General features: G+C 59.7%; 13 protein-coding genes. 9 read left to right on the top strand and 4 right to left on the bottom strand.

Annotation, left to right across the window (positions count from 1 at the left end; genetic code table 11):
* Positions 1-50 precede the first annotated feature (50 nt).
* On the top strand, positions 51-1,403 hold the full coding sequence (locus tag ACXAH0_RS03205) for a M23 family metallopeptidase (RefSeq protein ID WP_475189064.1): 1,353 nt from the start codon (positions 51-53) through the stop codon (positions 1,401-1,403).
* Positions 1,404-1,484: 81 nt separating this feature from the next.
* On the opposite strand, the gene prfB is transcribed toward ACXAH0_RS03205, so the two are convergent.
* The 3 genes from prfB to ACXAH0_RS03190 all read right to left on the bottom strand — a co-directional run bounded on the left by prfB (position 1,485) and on the right by ACXAH0_RS03190 (position 6,728).
* Positions 1,485-2,616, bottom strand: a protein-coding gene (prfB, locus tag ACXAH0_RS03200; protein WP_475178300.1) for a peptide chain release factor 2 whose coding sequence is annotated in 2 segments (ribosomal slippage) — positions 1,485-2,546 and positions 2,548-2,616 — 1,131 coding nt in all. Because the reading frame shifts where the segments join, the coding sequence is not laid out codon by codon here.
* A gap of 178 nt (positions 2,617-2,794) precedes the next feature.
* Positions 2,795-5,239, bottom strand: coding sequence for a penicillin-binding protein 1A (locus ACXAH0_RS03195; RefSeq protein WP_475189206.1), 2,445 nt, complete (start codon positions 5,237-5,239; stop codon positions 2,795-2,797).
* A 187-nt stretch (positions 5,240-5,426) separates the two neighbouring features.
* A complete protein-coding gene (locus ACXAH0_RS03190) occupies positions 5,427-6,728 on the bottom strand; it encodes an N-acetylmuramoyl-L-alanine amidase (RefSeq protein WP_475177802.1) in 1,302 nt (433 codons plus the stop codon).
* Between the two features lie 673 nt (positions 6,729-7,401).
* Here ACXAH0_RS03190 and ACXAH0_RS03185 point away from each other — a divergent pair.
* Positions 7,402-10,272 carry an Rne/Rng family ribonuclease gene (locus ACXAH0_RS03185; RefSeq protein WP_475189061.1) on the top strand — a complete coding sequence of 957 codons (2,871 nt, stop codon included), beginning with the start codon at positions 7,402-7,404 and terminating at the stop codon, positions 10,270-10,272.
* Positions 10,273-10,392: 120 nt separating this feature from the next.
* Here the strand turns inward: ACXAH0_RS03185 and ACXAH0_RS03180 are convergent, their stop codons facing one another.
* Positions 10,393-11,556: a pyridoxal phosphate-dependent aminotransferase gene (locus ACXAH0_RS03180; RefSeq protein WP_475189057.1), complete on the bottom strand. Its 1,164-nt coding sequence runs from the start codon at positions 11,554-11,556 to the stop codon at positions 10,393-10,395.
* A gap of 282 nt (positions 11,557-11,838) precedes the next feature.
* On the opposite strand from ACXAH0_RS03180, the gene ACXAH0_RS03175 reads away from it, so the two are divergent.
* From ACXAH0_RS03175 to ACXAH0_RS03145, 7 genes are all read left to right on the top strand, one after another.
* Positions 11,839-13,260, top strand: coding sequence for a M48 family metalloprotease (locus ACXAH0_RS03175; RefSeq protein ID WP_475177812.1), 1,422 nt, complete (start codon positions 11,839-11,841; stop codon positions 13,258-13,260).
* A gap of 73 nt (positions 13,261-13,333) precedes the next feature.
* Positions 13,334-14,122 (top strand): DsbA family protein, encoded by a 789-nt coding sequence (locus tag ACXAH0_RS03170; RefSeq protein ID WP_475189054.1) that lies wholly within the window; start codon positions 13,334-13,336, stop codon positions 14,120-14,122.
* Between the two features lie 315 nt (positions 14,123-14,437).
* The gene (locus ACXAH0_RS03165) at positions 14,438-14,947 is read left to right on the top strand and encodes a hypothetical protein (protein WP_475177820.1); all 510 of its coding nucleotides are present in this window, start codon (positions 14,438-14,440) and stop codon (positions 14,945-14,947) included.
* Positions 14,948-15,333: 386 nt separating this feature from the next.
* Complete coding sequence (gene accB / locus ACXAH0_RS03160; protein WP_475177824.1) at positions 15,334-15,804, top strand: acetyl-CoA carboxylase biotin carboxyl carrier protein; 471 nt, start codon at positions 15,334-15,336, stop codon at positions 15,802-15,804.
* Between the two features lie 14 nt (positions 15,805-15,818).
* The gene (gene accC / locus ACXAH0_RS03155; protein WP_475177829.1) at positions 15,819-17,165 is read left to right on the top strand and encodes an acetyl-CoA carboxylase biotin carboxylase subunit; all 1,347 of its coding nucleotides are present in this window, start codon (positions 15,819-15,821) and stop codon (positions 17,163-17,165) included.
* 52 nt (positions 17,166-17,217) lie between these two features.
* On the top strand, positions 17,218-17,898 hold the full coding sequence (gene aat / locus ACXAH0_RS03150; protein ID WP_475189051.1) for a leucyl/phenylalanyl-tRNA--protein transferase: 681 nt from the start codon (positions 17,218-17,220) through the stop codon (positions 17,896-17,898).
* Between the two features lie 310 nt (positions 17,899-18,208).
* Complete coding sequence (locus ACXAH0_RS03145) at positions 18,209-19,126, top strand: hypothetical protein (protein ID WP_475189049.1); 918 nt, start codon at positions 18,209-18,211, stop codon at positions 19,124-19,126.
* The last annotated feature ends 14 nt before the right edge of the window (positions 19,127-19,140 follow it).

Below are 19,140 nucleotides of genomic sequence, written 5' to 3'. Positions count from 1 at the left end.
CTAATCATCCTCAGTTCTTTTTGCAGAATGCAGCCAGTGACTGAGTGAAGATGATCCAGCGGCAGAAACAGACGCAACCTTATCAAGCGGGCAGACCAGCGGCAGAAAAACCGTCTCCGGCCCGGACCACCTATCATCTGCGTCCGGTGCATCTGATTTGCGGGGCCCTGGCCTGTGTGAGCGCCACTCTGGCCGTGACAGGGTCGATCGGGTATTCCCTCGTCCGGTCTGACGTGATGGCCGATGCCTCGGCACAGCGCACGGAGCTGGTTCATGAGTATCAGGATCATATCGACCGGCTAAGAACCGAGATCGAAAAATTGACCAGCCGCCAGATGGTCGACCGGGAAACGGTCGAGATCCAGGTCATGGATGTGCTGCGGCGGCAACAGGATCTGAACCAGCGCCACGCAATCGTGGCAGATCTGGTGGCCCGCGCCGAGCATGCGGGCATTTACCTGAGTTCCGGCAACCCCTTGCCGCCTCCCAAGCCGTCCCTGGATGCGCGCGGACTCACGACCGCCGCCCGGGACGACAGTTCGGCCATTGGCGGGGAAAGCGAGCTGATAGCTGAGCCGGTAAAGGCTCTGGGTCTCAGGGAAAGCTCTTCGGGCACCCCTGATCCACTTGCCATTTTACAGCAGACATCAGGCAGTTCCTCAGCCAAGACGACGGCAACTGGAAAGGGCTCAAAAAAAAACTCTGAAAAACAGGCTGCGCTTGACGCCCTGAAGGTCAATATTTCCGAGATGGACGCGGAAAGCACCGCCGCTGTCGACGCCATTGCCCTTGCCACGGAAACCCGTATTGAAGACATTCTGGCCGTCACAGCCAGCATAAGCCCAGCTGTGAACGCGGCGTTGCGCAAAGACAGCGCCATTGGCGGGCCCTTTGCCCCAATAACCCCGAATACCTTTCCCAATCGCCTGGAGCGCGCCGACAAAGCCCTGAAGACATTTCGCAGGGTAAAATTCACGGCCCTCCGGCTGCCGGTCAAACGCCCTGTACGCAACAGTTCCGTTTCCAGCACGTTCGGCCCAAGGGTAGATCCGTTCCTTAAACGTCTGGCCATGCACACGGGGATCGATTTCAAGGCTCCTTATGGCGCCCGCATCTATGCGACGGCACCCGGCACCGTCAAAAGTGCCCGCTGGCACGGAGGCTATGGCCGTTTGATCGAGATCCGTCATGCCAACGGCTTCATCACCCGCTATGCCCACCTGAGCAAATTTCAGGTGAAGGAAGGCGACCATGTTCTGGCCGGGGACCTGATTGGCAATGTCGGCTCAACCGGCCGTTCCACCGGCCCGCATCTTCACTATGAAATCCGCCGCGGCGAAAAGCCGGTTGATCCGGCGAATTTCCTGAAAGCAGGCGAGAAACTGTCCGAGATGTCTTTGTGAAAACGGGGCCGTCCGGCCCCGCTCTCTTTTTTGATAAATTGATTTCAGAAGTCCATAGAAGCCCATGAAATAAAATCATTATCAATCGATATCACTTACCTCAACCTCATCGCCGCCAAAGACCCGCTGAGCCAAGGCTGCTTCCATGAACTTGTCGAGATCCCCATCCAGAACATCGCCCGGAGACGTGCTTTCCACCCCCGTGCGCAGATCCTTCACAAGCTGATAGGGCTGCAACACGTAGGAGCGGATCTGGTGGCCCCAGCCAATATCGGTCTTGGACGCGGCTTCAGCGTTGGCTGCCTCTTCCCGCTTTTTCAGCTCGGCCTCATAGAGCCGTGCCTTCAGCATGCCCCAGGCGGTTGCACGGTTCTTGTGCTGAGAACGTTCGGACTGGCACTGAACAACAATACCCGTCGGCTGGTGCGTGATGCGGACGGCAGAATCGGTCGTGTTGACGTGCTGCCCACCGGCGCCGGAGGCCCGGTAGGTATCGATCCGGCAGTCGCTTTCATTGACATCGATCTCGATGGAATCATCGATCACCGGATAGACCCAGGCGCTTGAGAAACTCGTATGCCGCCGGGCGTTGCTGTCATAAGGCGAAATGCGCACAAGGCGGTGCACGCCGGATTCGGTTTTCAGCCAGCCATAGGCATTTTCGCCCTTGATCAGGAGGGTCGCCGACTTGATGCCTGCTTCTTCGCCGTCATTATATTCCAGCAACTCGACCTTAAAGCCATGCTGTTCGGCCCAACGGCGGTACATGCGCAGCAACATGGACGCCCAGTCCTGGCTTTCCGTACCACCAGCCCCGGAATTGATTTCCAGATAGGTGTCGTTGCCATCTGCTTCCCCGGACAGAAGCGAATTGAGCTGCAACGTGTTGACCTTGTCCTTCAGGCCGCGCAGCGCCTCTTCCGCCTCGCCGATCACCGAGGCATCATCTTCCATCTCGCCCAGTTCGATCAGCTCTATATTATCCGCAAGATCCTGTTCCAATTCCTTGACGCCGGAAATGCCGTCATCGAGCTGCTGGCGCTCGCGCATCAGCTTCTGGGCCTTGGAGGGATCGTTCCAAAGTTCGGGATCTTCGGAAAGCGCGTTCAGTTCGTCCAAACGGACCAAAGCCTGATCCCAGTCAAAGATGCCTCCTCAGCAGGCTTATGGCCTGCTTGATTTCATCGACGATGGCTTCCATCTCGGCGCGCATCGGATACCTCGCTTGTTTCAAGTGAAGCGGCCCGGCTTCCTCAAGAAGCACCGGGCCGTAAATTGGAGCGGGAATTTAGCCGGGCCGGTTGGCGGTGTAAACCAGGTAAATAGCCTGCCCGGCAACCTCAGGCCCTTGGCGGCCCGAGGGGCCGGGTCCAAGGGGCTAATAAGGGGGCTCAGTAAAGCCCGCCGGTACCGTCTGTCACCGCTTCCTGGGCTTCCGGGGACACAACATGCGACACTCCCATGGAGTCCTGAAAGTCGATCACCGCATAGCTGTCATTGGGCGCCATACCGGGTTTGAAGGCCTCCAGAATGGCCCCGGGGGAGCCCGGCGCGGCCCGGAGCCCCGTTCTGCGGTTGATGGCAATCAGCTGCAACCCGCGTGGCACGCGGAATTCCACCGGCGGCTTGCCGGCCAGGGCTTCCTTGACGAATTCTGTGAAGATCGGCGCAGCCACCTGACCGCCGGTTGCCCCGCGCCCCATGGGTTTGGGCGTGTCATAGCCGACAAAAACCCCAACGGCGAGATCGGGCGTGAAGCCCATGAACCAGGCATCCTTCTCGTCATTGGTGGTGCCGGTCTTGCCAGCGACTGGCCGGCCGACCGCGCGCACTGAGGTTGCCGTGCCCCGCTGAACCACCCCTTCCATCATGGAGGTGATCTGATAGGCGGTCATCGGATCAAGCACCTGTTCGCGGTTGTCGATCAGAGTCGGCTCGTCCTGGCCTTCCCAGACATCCTGGGTGCAGCCATCACAGATCCGGCTGTCATGTTTGTAAATGGTGCGGCCATAGCGGTCCTGAATACGGTCGATCAGGGTCGGGCGGACCTTCTTGCCCCCATTGGCGATGGTCGCATAGGCCGTTGTCATGCGCAGAACGGTCGTTTCCCCTGCCCCCAGCGACATGGAGAGCACCGGCAGCATGTTATCATAAATGCCGAAGCGCTTGGCATATTCGGCGACCAGCGGCATGCCCATATCCTGCGCCAGACGCACGGTCATAACGTTCCGTGACAGCTCGATACCGGTGCGCAGGGTCGACGGGCCATAGAACTTGCCGCCATAGTTTTGCGGCCGCCACGTGCCCAGACCCGGTCCCTGGCTGATTTCCAGGGGCGCATCCATGATCACCGATGACGGGGTGTAGCCATTGTCAAGCGCGGCCGCATAGAGGAACGGCTTGAAGGAAGATCCCGGCTGGCGGTAGGCCTGCGTCGCCCGGTTGAATTCGCTCTGCGCAAAGCTGAAACCACCGACCATGGCCAGAACACGGCCCGTATAGGGGTCCATGGCCACCAGCGCACCGGACACTTTCGGAATCTGACGCAGTTCATAGGTGCCGGGCACCACCGGGCTTTCCTGCACATAAACCACATCGCCAGGGGCCAGCACATCCGACACCGCCTTCGGAGTGCGCCTGTCAACCCGCGCCCATTTCATGGTGTCGAGAGAAAGTTTGCCCGTGGTGCGCTCGTCAGACAGTTTGCCGCTGACGAGTTTTTTCGGCTGAATGCCAACCGTTGCCTCGTCGGTGCCGCTTTCCAGCACGACCGCCAGATGCCACTCGGGCAGATCGCTGAGCGCTTCGATCTTGGCAAGGTCCACGCCCCAGTCGGCGCCAAGCGAAATCCGGTCAATCGGCCCGTTCCAGCTGCCGCGCTGATGGTCGAATTTGATCAGACCATCCATCAGCGCCTTGCGCGCGATCTTCTGCATTTTAGGATCAAGGGTCGAACGGACGGACAGACCACCTTCATAAAGACGCTTGTCCCCATAAATGGACGCGACTTCGCGGCGCACTTCCTCAGTAAAATACTCGGCAGCGAACAGGCGTGTGCCGGATTTGCGCGGTTTGACCACAAGCGGCTTGGCTTTGGCTTCCGCGCCCTCTTCGGGCGTGACATAGCCATCGGCCACCATGCGGTCGATCACGTAGTTGCGCCGGGCAACTGCCCGTTTCTTGTGCCGGAACGGATGATAGTTGTTCGGCGCCTTCGGCAAGGCTGCCAGATAGGCCGCCTCTTCAAGGGTCAACTCGTTCACGGATTTGTCGAAATAGATCAGCGCGGCCGCAGCAATGCCATGCGCACCAAGGCCAAGATAGATCTCGTTGACATAAAGTTCGAGAATCTCGTCTTTCGTATAGGCCTGCTCAATCCGGAGCGCGAGAATCGCTTCCTTGATCTTGCGCACAATCGACAGGTCATTGGTCAGAAGGAAGTTCTTGGCGACCTGCTGCGTGATCGTGGACGCCCCTTCCGGACGGCGGCCGGACCCGTAATTCTGGATAAAGCGGACCGCCGCACGGGCGATACCTTCAGGATCAACGCCGATATGGGTGTAGAAGTTCTTGTCCTCGGCGGCAACAAAGGCCTGTTTCACCCGGTCCGGAATGGCCTGAATCGGCAGGAACATGCGCCGTTCCGTGGCATATTCTGCCATCAGGCTGCCGTCGGACGCATGCACGCGCGTCATTACGGGCGGCTCGTAGTTTTTGAGAGCCGTATAGTCAGGCAGGTCCTGATCGAGATGCATCAGGTACATCCACAGGCCTGCTGCCACCAGCAGACCAAGGGCCGCACCAATCCCGAAGAGATAGCCGAAGAACTTCACCAAAAATTTCATGCTGCGGGCTCGTCTTTTCCCGTCCTTGCCGTTTCCGGTTTCTAACACGGAAAGCTTAAGACGGCACCCTCCGGCACCGTTTATCCCAATATCCTGTCAGCTACCTCGTGCACCAATATGGCGATGCTGAGGCAATTTCCAGTCAGGATCTTCAACTCTGGTGTTGTTTCCGTCCCTGCTACTGGGACGGCGCCAGCCCCTGACGCGCCAGTCTAGGCCGGAAAAAACCGTAAATTGCCTCGGTCATGGCCTTGGCCATGCGCTCCTGCCATTCATCCGTTACCAGCAGCTTTTCATCATATTCGTTGGACAGATAGCCCAATTCCACCAGAACCGAGGGCACATCCGGCGCTTTCAGGACACGGAACCCTGCGGACCGGTGCGGGTTGTTGATCAATCGGACCGCGCTTTTCAGCTCGTCCACCAGGGTCTTGGCAAAATAGCTTGAAAAGGTGCGCGTTTCCCGGCGCGCCAGATCCAGCAGGATGTCAGTCACATCGGTCGGCTCCTCAGCCAGATCCACACCGGCGATAACATCCGACATGTTTTCCCGTTCGGCCAGTTCGGCGGACAACTGGTCCGATGCCTTGTCCGACAAGGTGTAGACGGTCGAGCCGCGCGCAAATTTCTGCCCCCGGCGCACCGAATCGGCGTGAATGGAGATGAACAGATCCGCTGCAAGCTCGTGTCCGATCTCAACCCGCCGCCCAAGTGGAATGAACGTATCGTCGTCCCGCGTCAGATGCACTTCATAAAGGCCCGTTTCCTCCAGCTTGGCCCGCAACAGCTTGGAAAATTCAAGAACCACCGCTTTTTCCAATGTGCCGCCGACCCCGGTTGCACCATTGTCGATGCCTCCATGGCCGGGATCCAGCACGATCACAGGCTTGGTGTTGTGGCGCGAGGCGGTCAACCGGTCAGATTTGGAACTCTTGGCCTTGGCCGCCTTTCCGCCAGTTGCCAATTTGCGCGATTTCTGCACAAAGGTTTTGAATTCATCAGGCGACGCTTTCACCAGATCCATCACAAACCGGGCGGGCTGGTCGTCCACCGGCGGCAGAAAGAACGTCTTGTCGACCCGCACCGGTCCGGTCAGGTCCATGACTATTCGCGACTTTCCGGCCGCAAACAGCCCGTAGCGCCAGTCCTGGACCAGTCCCCGCCCCGGCTTGACCGCACCTTCGGGCAGAGAAAACGTGACTTCCGGAAGATCCAGGATCAACCGCTCGGGATCGGTGAGGCCTGAGACAACCGGTGTGATCTGCCGGTCCATATCCAAAACGAATCGCGTCCTGTCCTCGTCCCCAGCGACCCGGACGCCGATCACTTCCGGTGTGTCACCACTTTTACCGGCCGCTCCGGCAGAGACAGCAGAAAAAGCAAAACAAAGGCCAAGGACCAGGGCAGCGAAGACGGCCCTGAGGAGGTCTTTTGAATCGATCAGGCATCCGGCCTGAGGTTTTGTCCCGTCTTTCTTCACAATCTCACCGGTTGCTGCACCCGCATTTTGCAGGTTTTACGCCCCTGACTGCCTGTCCTAAGACATCTTGGACCTGAGGAAAATGTCTTATACGTTTCACATTGCTTGCAAAGCGGATCTGCGGATCGTAAAAGTACCTTACGGATTTCGGTTCAAGACCGATACCTTCCCGGGTGACGAAGTCAGGAGACTATCCACAGCGTCATGGCATTCCCGGGCGCTTGAGCGATGGGACAGAGGCCGTTCTATCCTCCTTTATCAAGAGCGCCAGAATGCGTCCGGAGACTGTATCGGACCTTCTTTGGAACCGCACCGCCCCGTTTCGGCCGGTCTGTTAAAAAACAGAGTTATCCACGGGGCGCTCAGGCGGAAGGCAAAGGCGAACCGGTCCGGACCGGAAGCAGATGCAGCGGCGAGCCCCTCCCTGTGACCCCGGAATTGTACAACGACTTAACTCAAGGGCCTGCGTTGCCCCGAAGGACCCGCGCGATGCAAATAGTGATCAACAACCAGCAAGGCTCCGCTCAAGCGGCCGCTTGTGTTGATCACACGACCGCGCCGGGCGCAGACGCCCTTTTCAAACATAGCAAAACAAATACGGCAGCTCCTCTCCTTTCGGGCGGTGCGCGTTTACGACACGCGCCAAGCAACGCTGCCGTGGAGACTTTCAAGAATGGCAAACAAAATGCTGATCGACGCGGGCCACCCGGAAGAGACCCGGGTCGTCGTCGTACGTGGCAATCGGGTTGAAGAATTTGACTTTGAGGCTGCGAACCGGAAGCAGCTGCGCGGTAACATCTATCTGGCGAAAGTAACCCGGGTCGAACCTTCTCTTCAGGCCGCCTTCGTGGAATATGGCGGCAACCGCCACGGCTTCCTCGCCTTCAGCGAAATCCATCCGGACTATTATCAGATCCCCGTCGCCGACCGGGAAGCGCTTCTGGCCGCCGAAGCCGCCGAACGCCAGAAGGACGACGAAGCGGAGGAAAAGCCGAAGCGCCGCCGCAGATCACGTGCCGCCCGCAACGATTCGGCTGAGACTGTCGCCAGTGACAAGGTTGAAGAGGACGAGGCTGATTCGGATCAGGCCGCCGAGACTGCAACCGGCTCTGACGCAGATGCACAAGACGGCGCTGCCGAAACCGGCGAGCTGGCGGCCAAAGCCCCTGTTGACGAAACTGAAGCTGATGGTTCCCAGCCTGAGGATCAGGACGACGACGCGCCGTCTGAAATCTCCGAAGATGACGACATCTCTTCTGACGATGAAGAAGACGACGATACCGGCGGCGAAGCGGACGAAGCTGAAAACGACGTATCGGATGAAGAGGACGAGCGTCCTTCCCGGGCCCGCAGCCGCCGTCGGCGCCGCAGCAGATCCTCTGATGACGAGGAAGATGCGGACAATGACGAGGACAGCGTTGAATCCGTTGGCGCCGAAGACGCCATGGAAGAGGTGCCGGAACGCGTTGTTCCGCCGCGCAAGCATTACAAAATCCAGGAAGTCATCAAACGCCGCCAGATCATTCTTGTCCAGGTCGTCAAGGAAGAACGCGGCAACAAGGGCGCGGCTCTGACCACGTATCTGTCTCTGGCCGGGCGCTATTCCGTGCTGATGCCGAACACCGCCCGGGGCGGTGGCATTTCCCGCAAGATCACCCAGCCGACCGACCGCAAGCGCCTGAAAAAGATCGCCTCCGAACTGGATGTGCCGGAGGGCATGGGCGTGATCCTGCGCACTGCAGGAGCCAGCCGCACAAAAGCCGAAGTCAAGCGTGATTTCGAGTATCTTATGCGGCTTTGGGAAAATGTGCGCGAGCTCACGCTGAAGTCCAGCGCCCCCAGCCTCGTTTATGAGGAAGGCAGTCTGGTAAAGAGATCCATTCGCGATCTCTACAATAAGGACATCAACGAGGTTCTTGTCTCCGGCGATGAAGGCTACCGCGAGGCCAAAGACTTCATGCGCATGCTCATGCCGAGCCATGCCAAGAATGTGCAGCCTTACCGGGATCCCTCGCCGCTGTTCATCCGCTACGGGGTCGAACCGCAGCTGGATGCGATGTTCTCGCCGCAAGTCACGCTGAAATCCGGCGGTTATATCGTCATCAACCAGACGGAAGCGCTGGTTTCCATTGATGTGAACTCGGGCAAATCAACCCGCGAGCACAATATCGAAGACACCGCGCTTCAGACGAACCTGGAGGCGGCCGAAGAGGTCACCCGCCAGCTGCGCCTGCGCGATCTGGCTGGTCTGGTCGTCATCGACTTTATCGACATGGAAGAGTCGAAGAACAACCGGGCCGTCGAGCGCAAGCTGAAGGACTGTCTGAAGAACGACCGGGCCCGTATTCAGGTTGGCCGGATCTCCCATTTCGGCCTGCTGGAAATGTCGCGCCAGCGCATCCGCACAGGGGTTCTGGAAAGCTCCACGACCCCCTGCCCGCATTGCCAGGGCACCGGCATGATCCGTTCCGTGGAATCCGTTGCCCTGCATGTGCTGCGCTCCATCGAAGACAATCTTCTGAAAGGCGCGAGCCACAATCTGATCATCCGCACGACCACCCAGGTCGCGCTTTATATTCTCAACCACAAGCGCTCCAATCTGTTTGATCTGGAGACCCGCTTTGCCGTTGAGATCGAAGTCAGCGCGGATGAAATGGTCAACGGCCAGCTCTATGTGCTGGAGCGGGGCGCCCCGGTCGACCGGGACCGCATTCCGGTGCCTTCACCCATCGTCCAGCCGGACACCATCGAGATCATCGATGAAGACACCGAACAGCCGGTGATCGAAGACGAAGCCCAGGACGAGGCCAGGGACGAGGATGGCGGTGACCGCCGCCGCAGACGCCGCCGCAAGCGCCGCAGGGGCGGTGCTGACGGGGCACTGGACACCGGTTCGGAGACCGAGGATGGCGCACAGGCTGCCTCCGAGGGCAACAGTGCAGATGGCGACGAAGGGTCTTCCGAAGACCGTCAGGCCTCTGAAGACGATGGTAGTGATGAGCCGCGCCGCAAGCGCCGCCGCGGGCGCCGGGGCGGCCGCCGCGGACGCCGGAACGGGGATGGCAGCGAGCTGCAAGCCGATGAGGCAGCAGAGGGCGCAGAAGCAGGAGCTGTTTCCTCCGAGGACGCAAGCGAAGAAAGCTCTGCGCAGGAAGCGGACGCTGAAGACACCGGGGACACCGCTGCAGAATTGGTGAGCGCGGCGCCTGAAGCAGACACAGAGGCCGCGGCAGACAGCGGCGATGCGGATACTCAGGACGCTGTGGCTCAGGAAGACGTTGCGGACAGCACCGCTGTTGAGCCCTCCGCTGAACACGCACCGGACACCGTTGAGGCGACTGAAGAGCCCCAGGAAGACATCGTGGTTGACACCCCGACATCTGAACAGCCGGTTCCGACAGAAACCGCTACGGAAGAAGGTGAGGCTGCGGTCACCCCGAGCGCTCCGGCCGAACCTGTCGTGACGAGTGAAACCTCGGGCGATGACAAGGATGGCAAGGAAAAGCGCGTCGGCTGGTGGCAACGCGGCCGGTCCTTCTTCTGAGACGCTTGCTCAGATCAATCAATCACACAAAAGGCGGCCACAGGCCGCCTTTTTTTTAAGTCTTCAATCACGCTGGGTTTTCCCGCCAGCCTTTCTGCCCAAAGCCCGCGCTCCAAACCGTCAGGCAAGAAATTCTCCAAGCCGGGAGAGTGCCGTTTTCATGTCCGCTTGTGCGCCAGCAAAAGAAAAGCGGATGAAGTCAGATCCGTGCACCGGATCAAAATCGACCCCCGGTGTAGCAGCGATCCCGGCTCCCTCCAGCATCTGCCTGGCAAAGGCCAGACTGTCCCGGCTGTGCCGGCTGATATCGGCATAGATGTAAAACGCGCCATCCACCGGCAGCAGCCGGTCCAGACCGGCCTTGGGCAACCCCTCAAGCAGCAGGGCCCTGCTGGCCGCATAGCCTGCTTTGACCGTTTCCAGCTCTTCCTGCGCGCCAAGCGCGGCGGTTGCTGCAATCTGGGAGACTTCAGGCGCGGAAATATAAAGGCTCTGGGCGAGCCGCTCCGCAGGACGGACCAGATGTTCGGGCAGCACCATCCAGCCGATCCGCCAGCCGGTCATGCAGTAATATTTTGAGAAGCTGTTGATGACGATCACATTGCGGCTCGTCTCCAGAGCAGTCTTCTGCTCACCGGCATAGTGCAGGCCGTGATAGATCTCGTCCGAGAGGAACAGGATGGTCTCAGCCTCACAGAACCGGATCAGATCACTGAGCGCCTGCGCGCTCATCATCGTGCCGGTCGGATTGGCGGGACTGGCAACCAGAACGCCTTTGACCGGCCCCTCCTGCTGCGCCATCCGCAAATGCTCCGGTGTCAGGCACCAGCGTGTGTCTTCGCCAACCTCGACCTCCACCGGGACAAGACCAAGGGCTTTGAGAATGTTGCGGTAAGCGGGATAGCCCGGCGCGGTCAGAACGATCCGGTCGCCGGGGTCAAAGGCGGCCAGAAAGGCCAGATTGAACCCGGCCGACGACCCGGTGGTTACCATGATCTGGTCAGGGGAAACGCTGACCCCGTAGTCCCGCTGATAGAGATCGGCCAAGGCCGTGCGCAACGGCCGGATGCCCATGGCCTCCGTGTATCCAAGCCGCCCGTGGGTCAAAGCCGTTTGCGCGGCCGCAAGCGCCGCTTTGGGCGCGGGCGCGCAGGGTTGCCCCACCTCCATGTGAATGATGGACCGGCCCTCAGCCTCCAGCCGGGCCGCCTCAGCAAGCACATCCATGGCAATGAACGGCGCCACATCACTTCTTCTTGAGGGTTTGAACAGATTTTCAGTCATGAAACTTCCGCGCTTGCAGCAAAATGCCGATCACAGTTGGGAAAGACCCGTCCGGCCGGCCACTATCACATACGTTAGGGATAACAGGTCAGGCGACCCTATCGCGGATTTTCGGCCCCGGTGCAACAGGGACACACGAGGCAGGCCCAGTCACACAGCTATCGCCGCTGCGTCATCTTTCAAATTTGTCATGCAGCTATTCTTGACCGCCTGGTCACAGCTTCATAATTTCGCAGACACTCATTTTTCGTGATCGGTGTCCAAAAGGTCAGGAATTCAAGCTTGCCGCGTCTCGTGCCCGTCATCCGTTTTCCCAAATTGCAGTTGATGCGCGCGCGCGCTGCGCTTTCCGTACTGTGCGCAGCCGCCATCGCCCTGCCCGCCTTCACGGCTCCGGTCGCAGCGCAACGCGGCAGACTTCCCCTGATCCGGGATGCGGAAATCGAATCTCTCATGAGAGATTACGCAAAGCCGATCTTCAAGGCGGCGGGCATTGCCCATTCCGAGCCGCAGATCATCCTGGTCAATGACAAGAGGTTCAACGCGTTCGTGCCGGATTCCCGGCGCATGTTCATCAATATCGGCGTGATCATGGAAGCCGAAGCGCCGAGCGAAGTGATCGGCGTGATTGCCCATGAAACCGGGCATATTGCAGGCCGCCATCTGGTGCGGCTGCGCTCGGCCGCTGCCAATGCCCAGATCATTGCCGTGCTCGGCACCATCCTGGGGGCGGGCGCTGCCGCTGCAGGGGCGGCGTCCGGCTCCGGCCAGGCAGCCTCGGGCGGAGCGGCAGCGGCTGTCGGGGCCGGGTCTCTCGGCCAGAGGTCTCTGCTGGCCTATCAGCGCGGCGAGGAAGCCTCCGCCGACCGGGCCGCCCTGAAATATCTCGACGCCACCGGCCAGAGCGCGCGCGGCATGCTGAAGACCTTCAAGCGCATGTCGGAACAGCAGATGTTCTCGAAGAAGTTCGCAGATCCTTATGCCCAGAGCCACCCGATGGCCCAGGACCGCTACACCAGTCTTTTGAACGCTGCACAGAAATCGAAATATTTCAACGCACCGGAAGATTACGTGCTGCAATACCGGCATGACATGGCGCGCGCGAAGCTGTTTGCCTTCACCAGCCATCCCTCAGCGACCTTGCGCGCCTATCCGCGCAGCGACAAAAGCCCGCCAGCCCAATATGCCCGGGCCATTGCCGCCATGAAAAGCCGGGGCAAGGGGGCGGTCAAGGAAATCGATGCCCTGATCCGCTCCCAGCCCAACAACCCATATTATTATGAGTTGAAGGGCCAGGCCCTGATCGAAGGCGGGGACCCGAAGGGCGCCATCGCCCCCTTCCGCAAGGCCCTGTCCTTCAAGCCGGAAGAGCCGCAATTCCTGGTCTGGCTGGGCTATGCGCTGGTGGGGGCCAACACCCCGTCCTATCTGCCGGAGGCCGAGCGGGTTTTGAAACGCGCCATTCACCTGGACAAGAATTCCGGTGTGGCCTACAGCCAGCTTGCCATTGCCCATGGCCGCCAGGGCGAACGGGCCGAGGCGGATCTGGCCACCGCAAAGGGCCTGATGGTGCGGGGCGACTACGAAGCGGCCCGCCGCTATGCGGCCCGCGCTCAAAAAAGTTTGAAGCACGGATCCCCTGCATGGGTTCAAGCGGACGACATTGTAGCGTACAAACCTCCTAAACTGATGAATCGCCGCTAGGCTACGGCCTCTAAGGACACGCCACGCGCATGGAGGCGCCTTGAGCCAAAGGCCGCCTCCCAAGGAGATTTGAATGCCCCATCTCAGCCCTTCCCCCGTCCGCCTCGTTCCGGGCGCCGTTTTGCGCCTTCTGTCTGCGGCCGCGCTCATTCTGGCCCTCATGGCGGGCTCCGTGTCCGCCCAGGACCTGTCCAAAGGGGACGTGGAAAAGATCGTCCGCGACTATCTTCTGGAAAATCCGGAAGTGATTGCCGACGCTTTGAAAGAACTGGAGCGGCGGGAACAGGCAGCTGAAGAAGCCGCACGTCTCCAGGCTCTGACAGACAGTGCCGACATTCTGTTCAACTCCACCCGCCAGGTTGTGCTCGGAAATCCGGAAGGCTCTGTCACCCTGGTGGAGTTCTTCGACTACAACTGCGGCTATTGCAAACGGGCCCATGGCGACATGGTCAAGCTGATGGAAGAAGATCCGGACCTGCGCATCGTGCTGAAGGAATTCCCGGTTCTCGGCCAAGGCTCGGTGGAAGCAGCCCAGGTGGCCATCGCGGTCAATTCGGTTGCCCCGGAAAAATATGGCGCGTTTCATGAGGCGCTGCTGCTCAGCCGGGGCCAGGCCAATATGGCCAGCGCGCTTGCTGCCGCAAGAGGGGCCGGCCTGTCAGACGACGATCTAAAGGCGGCAATGGCAACCGACGAAGCCAGCCAGACCATCGAGGAAGTCTATTCTCTGGCAAACCGTCTTGGCCTGACCGGCACGCCCTCCTATGTGGTGGGCAATGACGTGGTCATGGGCGCTGTCGGCTATGAGCAGCTCAGCAAGAAGCTGAAGGCCCTGCACAATTGCGGTCAGACGGCCTGCTGATCCAAGCCCGGCAGTCAAGCACACCACACTGCCTTGTTTTCGAACAGGCCCCGTTTCATCCAGCTCAGCCAGCGTTTTCTCCTGTGCTGAAACCCTGGATTCAGGACAGTGTCAAGGCTCCGCCGTTTGAAAACGGCGGAGCCTGGCAGAGAAGCCATCCAGCGAGCCTCCCAGAAGCATTTTGCGTCTTTTGGGCCACATCCACGCCCCAAGACCCTGCCTGCGCGCATTTCTCAATGTGGAGATATTGCTATTTTTCACAATCCTGACCTACTTGCATCTGCTTTTTAACAACGAAGGTAGGTCCGTCACAAGATGCAGAAATTCAGCGCCGTTCTCCTGGCACTCCTTTTGGCCGCATGCGCAACGCCGATCACGGCGCCCGAAAGCGGGCCGGTCGCCTCCCTTCACGTAGTCAGCCCCAACTCGTCCTCCTCTCTTTTGTCCATGGACGTGCAGAACCTGTATTATAACTTCAAATCCCTTGACGGCTCCTGGAAGGGAGAACTCTTTGGCAGCGCCAACACGATCAAGGACAAGACGTTCCAGGTCCCGGCAGGCAAAGCTCTTGCCCTCGGCTTCACGATCTCGCAGGGCGGTGCCGCATTTGACGGCACGTGCGGCCTTGTCCTGGACACGGAGTTTAACATGGATGCCTCCTATCTGGCGGAGTTCACAACCACCCGGCTGCCGGGCTCCAAAAAAATCGGCGGCTGCACACTCAAGCTGTTCCAGATCCAGGAAGACGGACCGCATGAGCTGATCGGAACCTATCCGGGCGATGCCCAGATCCGGAACTTCCGTGTCAAGGTGACCGTTCTCTAGACGATTGCCAGACATCGCTGCGCATGAGGTTTTTCCCACCCGGTTACGGCCTTAGACCCTCAAAGCGCACCACACGCAATGCCGGGCCGTTCCGATGGCCCGGACAGGCGGAAACAGTGCGAACTGATCCACTCGGGGCGATTTCCGGCAGTCTGGGCTTTTCCTTGCCGGAATGTATCCCTATAAGAACCACTGCATTGGCTCTTGGTACTCAGAGCCGAACAGTAATCATGCTTCAATCCTGACAGCTGGCCTCTTGCGGGACAGACGAAGGGATTTCAGCCGACGGACCGACCAGAGCCGGCCCTTCCCGAGAAGGATCACCGGCCAGCCCTTACAACAACTGGACTGGACGGACCTGCGGCAGTTGACGAGAGCCGAGTAGAATGTCTGAAGAAAAAAAGAACACAGAAACGGCCCTGATCCGCGATCTCGCGATCCTGCTGGACGAAACCAATCTGACGGAAATCGAACTGGAAAAGGGCGACACCCGTATCCGCGTCGCGCGGCAGGTGTCGATCACCGCTCCGGTCAATATGGCCCCGGCTCCGGCCGCAGCCCCTGTTGCACCACAGCCCGTTGCGGCTGCCGCCGAACCGGCTGCAGCGCCAGCACCGGCCTCCGGAACAACCGTTACCTCCCCGATGGTGGGCACCGCGTATCTGGCCCCCGAACCGGGCGCAGCCGCTTTTGTCCAGGTGGGTGACAAGGTGTCTGAAGGCCAGACGATCCTCATCGTGGAAGCCATGAAGACCATGAACAACATTCCGTCCACCAAATCCGGCACCGTCAAGCAGATCCTCGTGGACGACGCCCAGCCGGTGGAATTCGGCGAACCGCTTATTGTCGTCGAATAAGGAGCCGCCAGGCCATGTTCTCCAAGATCCTCATCGCCAACAGGGGCGAGATCGCGCTGCGTATCCTGCGCGCCTGTAAAGAGCTGGGCATTCCAACGGTGGCGGTCCATTCCACCGCAGATGCCAATGCCATGCATGTGCGTCTGGCCGACGAAAGCGTGTGTATCGGCCCACCGGCCGCCCGGGACAGCTATCTGAACATCCCGCAACTGCTGGCTGCCTGTGAGATCACTGGCGCAGATGCAGTGCATCCCGGCTACGGCTTCCTGTCGGAAAACGCCCGCTTTGCCGAAATTCTGGAAGCCCACAACATCGAATTCATCGGTCCGACGGCCGAGCATATCCGCATCATGGGCGACAAGATCCAGGCCAAGCAAACGGCCCGGGATCTTGGTATTCCGGTCGTTCCCGGCTCTGATGGCGAGGTCAAGACCGGAGACGATGCCCACGCGATTGCCCGCGGCATCGGCTTTCCGGTGCTCGTCAAGGCCGCTGCAGGGGGTGGCGGACGCGGCATGAAAGTGGCCCTGACCGAGGCTGATCTGGACACGGCCCTCTCCACGGCACGCTCCGAGGCCAAAGCCGCCTTCGGTGATGATGCTCTCTATATGGAGAAATATCTCGGCAAGCCGCGCCATATCGAAATCCAGGTTCTGGGCGACGGCAAGGGCAATGCCATCCATCTGGGCGAACGCGACTGTTCGCTGCAGCGACGCCACCAAAAAGTTCTGGAAGAAGCCCCCTCGCCGTGCCTCAACGCACAACAGCGTGATGAAATCGGCGAAATTGTTGCCTCCGCGATGCGCAAGCTGAAATACCGCGGCGTCGGCACGGTCGAGTTCCTCTATGAGAATGGCGAGTTCTATTTCATCGAAATGAACACCCGCCTGCAGGTGGAGCATCCGGTGACCGAAATGATCACCGGTATTGATCTGGTCAACGAACAGATCCGCATCGCCGCTGGCGGCGATCTGGAGACCACTCAGGCCGATATCAGCTTCGAGGGCCATGCCATCGAATGCCGCATCAATGCGGAAGACCCGGTGACCTTCACCCCGTCTCCCGGCACGATCACCTATTACCATCCGCCCGGTGGTTTGGGCGTGCGCGTCGACTCCGGTGTTTATCAGGGCTACAAGATCCCGCCCTATTACGACAGCCTGATCGGCAAGCTCATCGTTCACGGGCGCAACCGGGTAGAGTGCATGATGCGCCTGCGCCGGTGCCTTGATGAATTTGTGGTTGACGAGATCAAGTCCACTATTCCTCTTTTCCGCGATTTGGTGGACAATCAGGACATCGCAAACGGTCAGTATGACATCCACTGGCTGGAGAAATATCTGGCTGACAAGTCCAGCTGACCGGGTTTGATGCGCGCGGGGCCTGCCCCGCGCCCCTGGGAAGTGAGGCCTTATGGCTGGCTACAAAGACGACATTGTCATGGAAATCACGCCGCAGGTTCTGCTCAAGGCCTATGCCTGCGGCCTGTTTCCCATGGCCGAATCCGCTGATGATCCCGGCCTGTTCTGGCTGGAACCGGAGCAGCGGGGCATTCTTCCTCTTGACGCGTTCCACCTTCCGCGCCGCCTGCGGCGTACCATCCGCACAGACACGTTTGACATCCGGGTCAGCACGGATTTTAACGGCATCATTGACGGCTGCGCCGAACCCATGCCCGGCCGCCAAAAGACCTGGATCAACCGGGAGATCCGCCGCCTCTACGGTGAACTCTTCGACATGGGTTATTGCCACACGATTGAAGCCTGGCAGGACGGACAGATTGTCGGCGGCCTTTATGGGGTCAGCCTCAACGGCGCATTCTTCGGCGAAAGCATGTTCACCTTCCGCACGGATGCATCCAAAGTGTGCCTGGCCCATCTGGTCGCCCGGCTGATCGTCGGCGGCTATTCCCTGCTCGACACCCAGTTCGTGACCGATCACCTGAGCCGCTTCGGCACCTGCGAAATCTCCCAGGCCGACTACAATCAGCGTCTCTCGGAGGCCCTGAAACTGGAAACCGACTTCTATGCACTCTCCCCCCAGTCCAGCGGACAGGAAATCCTGACGGTACTGGACAGCTGGAAAAGCGCCTAGGAAATGCTGCGTTTTTCCAGTTCAATCCGAGTCCTGTGCGCTGAATTCCTGGCTTTAAAGGCAGGCAAAGGCAACAGCTCGGGAGCGCTATACACACCAACAGCCTCACACCCATCACAATGTGCGGACCGGGTTGCAGTTGTTACCAAAGGCGATCCCTGCTAGCATTCCCTAAAGGCAGGACCCTTGACGGGTCCTTTCCCGGGCTCGTCTATAGGCGTTGGGGAACCGCATGGTTGGAGAGGTTAAGGACGCCGGAAACAGCAACGGACCCGCACGGCCGCCCGCCACAGCGCAGCCGGGAGAGCCTGTGGACTGCGGCCCTGCCGCCGCACACATGTCTCAAAACAATCTGACATCCGAATTGAAAAAGGCGACACGGTCGGTGCGGGACTATATCACCCAGCCGGTGCGGCCAAGCGATCCGGACAAGACCATTGTCGACACCAAATTCAACAAGGATCTGGAAACGCTGCGCAGTCTGCATTCCTTCCTGATCCGGGAAGCCAAGACCCTTCCGGAAGAGTTTTCCCTTGGGCTGCTGAACCCGCTGAAAGCCGCCTCCCCCGGCCAGACCGGCCGGGCGCCCACGGCCGAGGAATGGCAGGCAATTGAGAAGAAGACCCAGATCCTCTTTGCCCAGCTGACCGATGCGGACCGCAAACGGTTTCTCGCCTCCCAGATGCCGAATTTCCTGCCCCGGATCGCCGTCTGGCTGGTGGCTGTCTCGATCGGGTCCATGATCCTGTCTGTGGTCATGGCCGAGCAGCCGTTGTTCAGCCCGGGGATCAACGGGGCGCTGATGGTGCTGTTTTTTCTGCTCTGGCTGATGTCCCTCGGGGCCATCGGAGCGGCCGCCTTTATCGGCTTCAATGCCATCTCGGTCAGCAGCGACATTACCTTCGACATTTCCGACAGCCGCTTCATCATCCAGCGGATTGTGCTTGGGGCTCTGTTCGCCCTGTTCTTCACCCTGCCCTTTGGCTTTCACGAATTCCTGAGCTTTGCCAAGAGCCTTAGCACATCGGCCCTGAACCGGACCACCGTGCCAACCCAATCGGATTTGGCCTTCACCAACCAGTCGATGCTGCTGATCATGCCCTTTGTGCTGGGCTACAGCACGTCTCTGGTCATATTGATTCTGAACAGGATGATTTCCTCAGCCAGCACCCTGTTCGGCGCCGATGAGACTGCCGCCAAGGCAAAAGCCCCAGTCAAAGGGCCGTAACGCCAGCCTTTCAG

Source organism: Roseibium sp. AWQ4_290, from assembly GCF_056160985.1.
Note: the sequence above shows the minus strand (reverse complement) of the source record. Positions and strands in the feature narration are given on the sequence as shown.

Coding starts and splice junctions, on each gene's coding strand:
- accC (WP_475177829.1), top strand. CDS start 15,819: ATGTTCTCCAAGATCCTCATCGCCAACAGGGGCGAGATCGCGCTGCGT.
- ACXAH0_RS03165 (WP_475177820.1), top strand. CDS start 14,438: ATGCAGAAATTCAGCGCCGTTCTCCTGGCACTCCTTTTGGCCGCATGC.
- ACXAH0_RS03205 (WP_475189064.1), top strand. CDS start 51: ATGATCCAGCGGCAGAAACAGACGCAACCTTATCAAGCGGGCAGACCA.
- ACXAH0_RS03170 (WP_475189054.1), top strand. CDS start 13,334: ATGCCCCATCTCAGCCCTTCCCCCGTCCGCCTCGTTCCGGGCGCCGTT.
- ACXAH0_RS03185 (WP_475189061.1), top strand. CDS start 7,402: ATGGCAAACAAAATGCTGATCGACGCGGGCCACCCGGAAGAGACCCGG.
- aat (WP_475189051.1), top strand. CDS start 17,218: ATGGCTGGCTACAAAGACGACATTGTCATGGAAATCACGCCGCAGGTT.
- ACXAH0_RS03180 (WP_475189057.1), bottom strand. CDS start 11,556: ATGACTGAAAATCTGTTCAAACCCTCAAGAAGAAGTGATGTGGCGCCG.
- accB (WP_475177824.1), top strand. CDS start 15,334: ATGTCTGAAGAAAAAAAGAACACAGAAACGGCCCTGATCCGCGATCTC.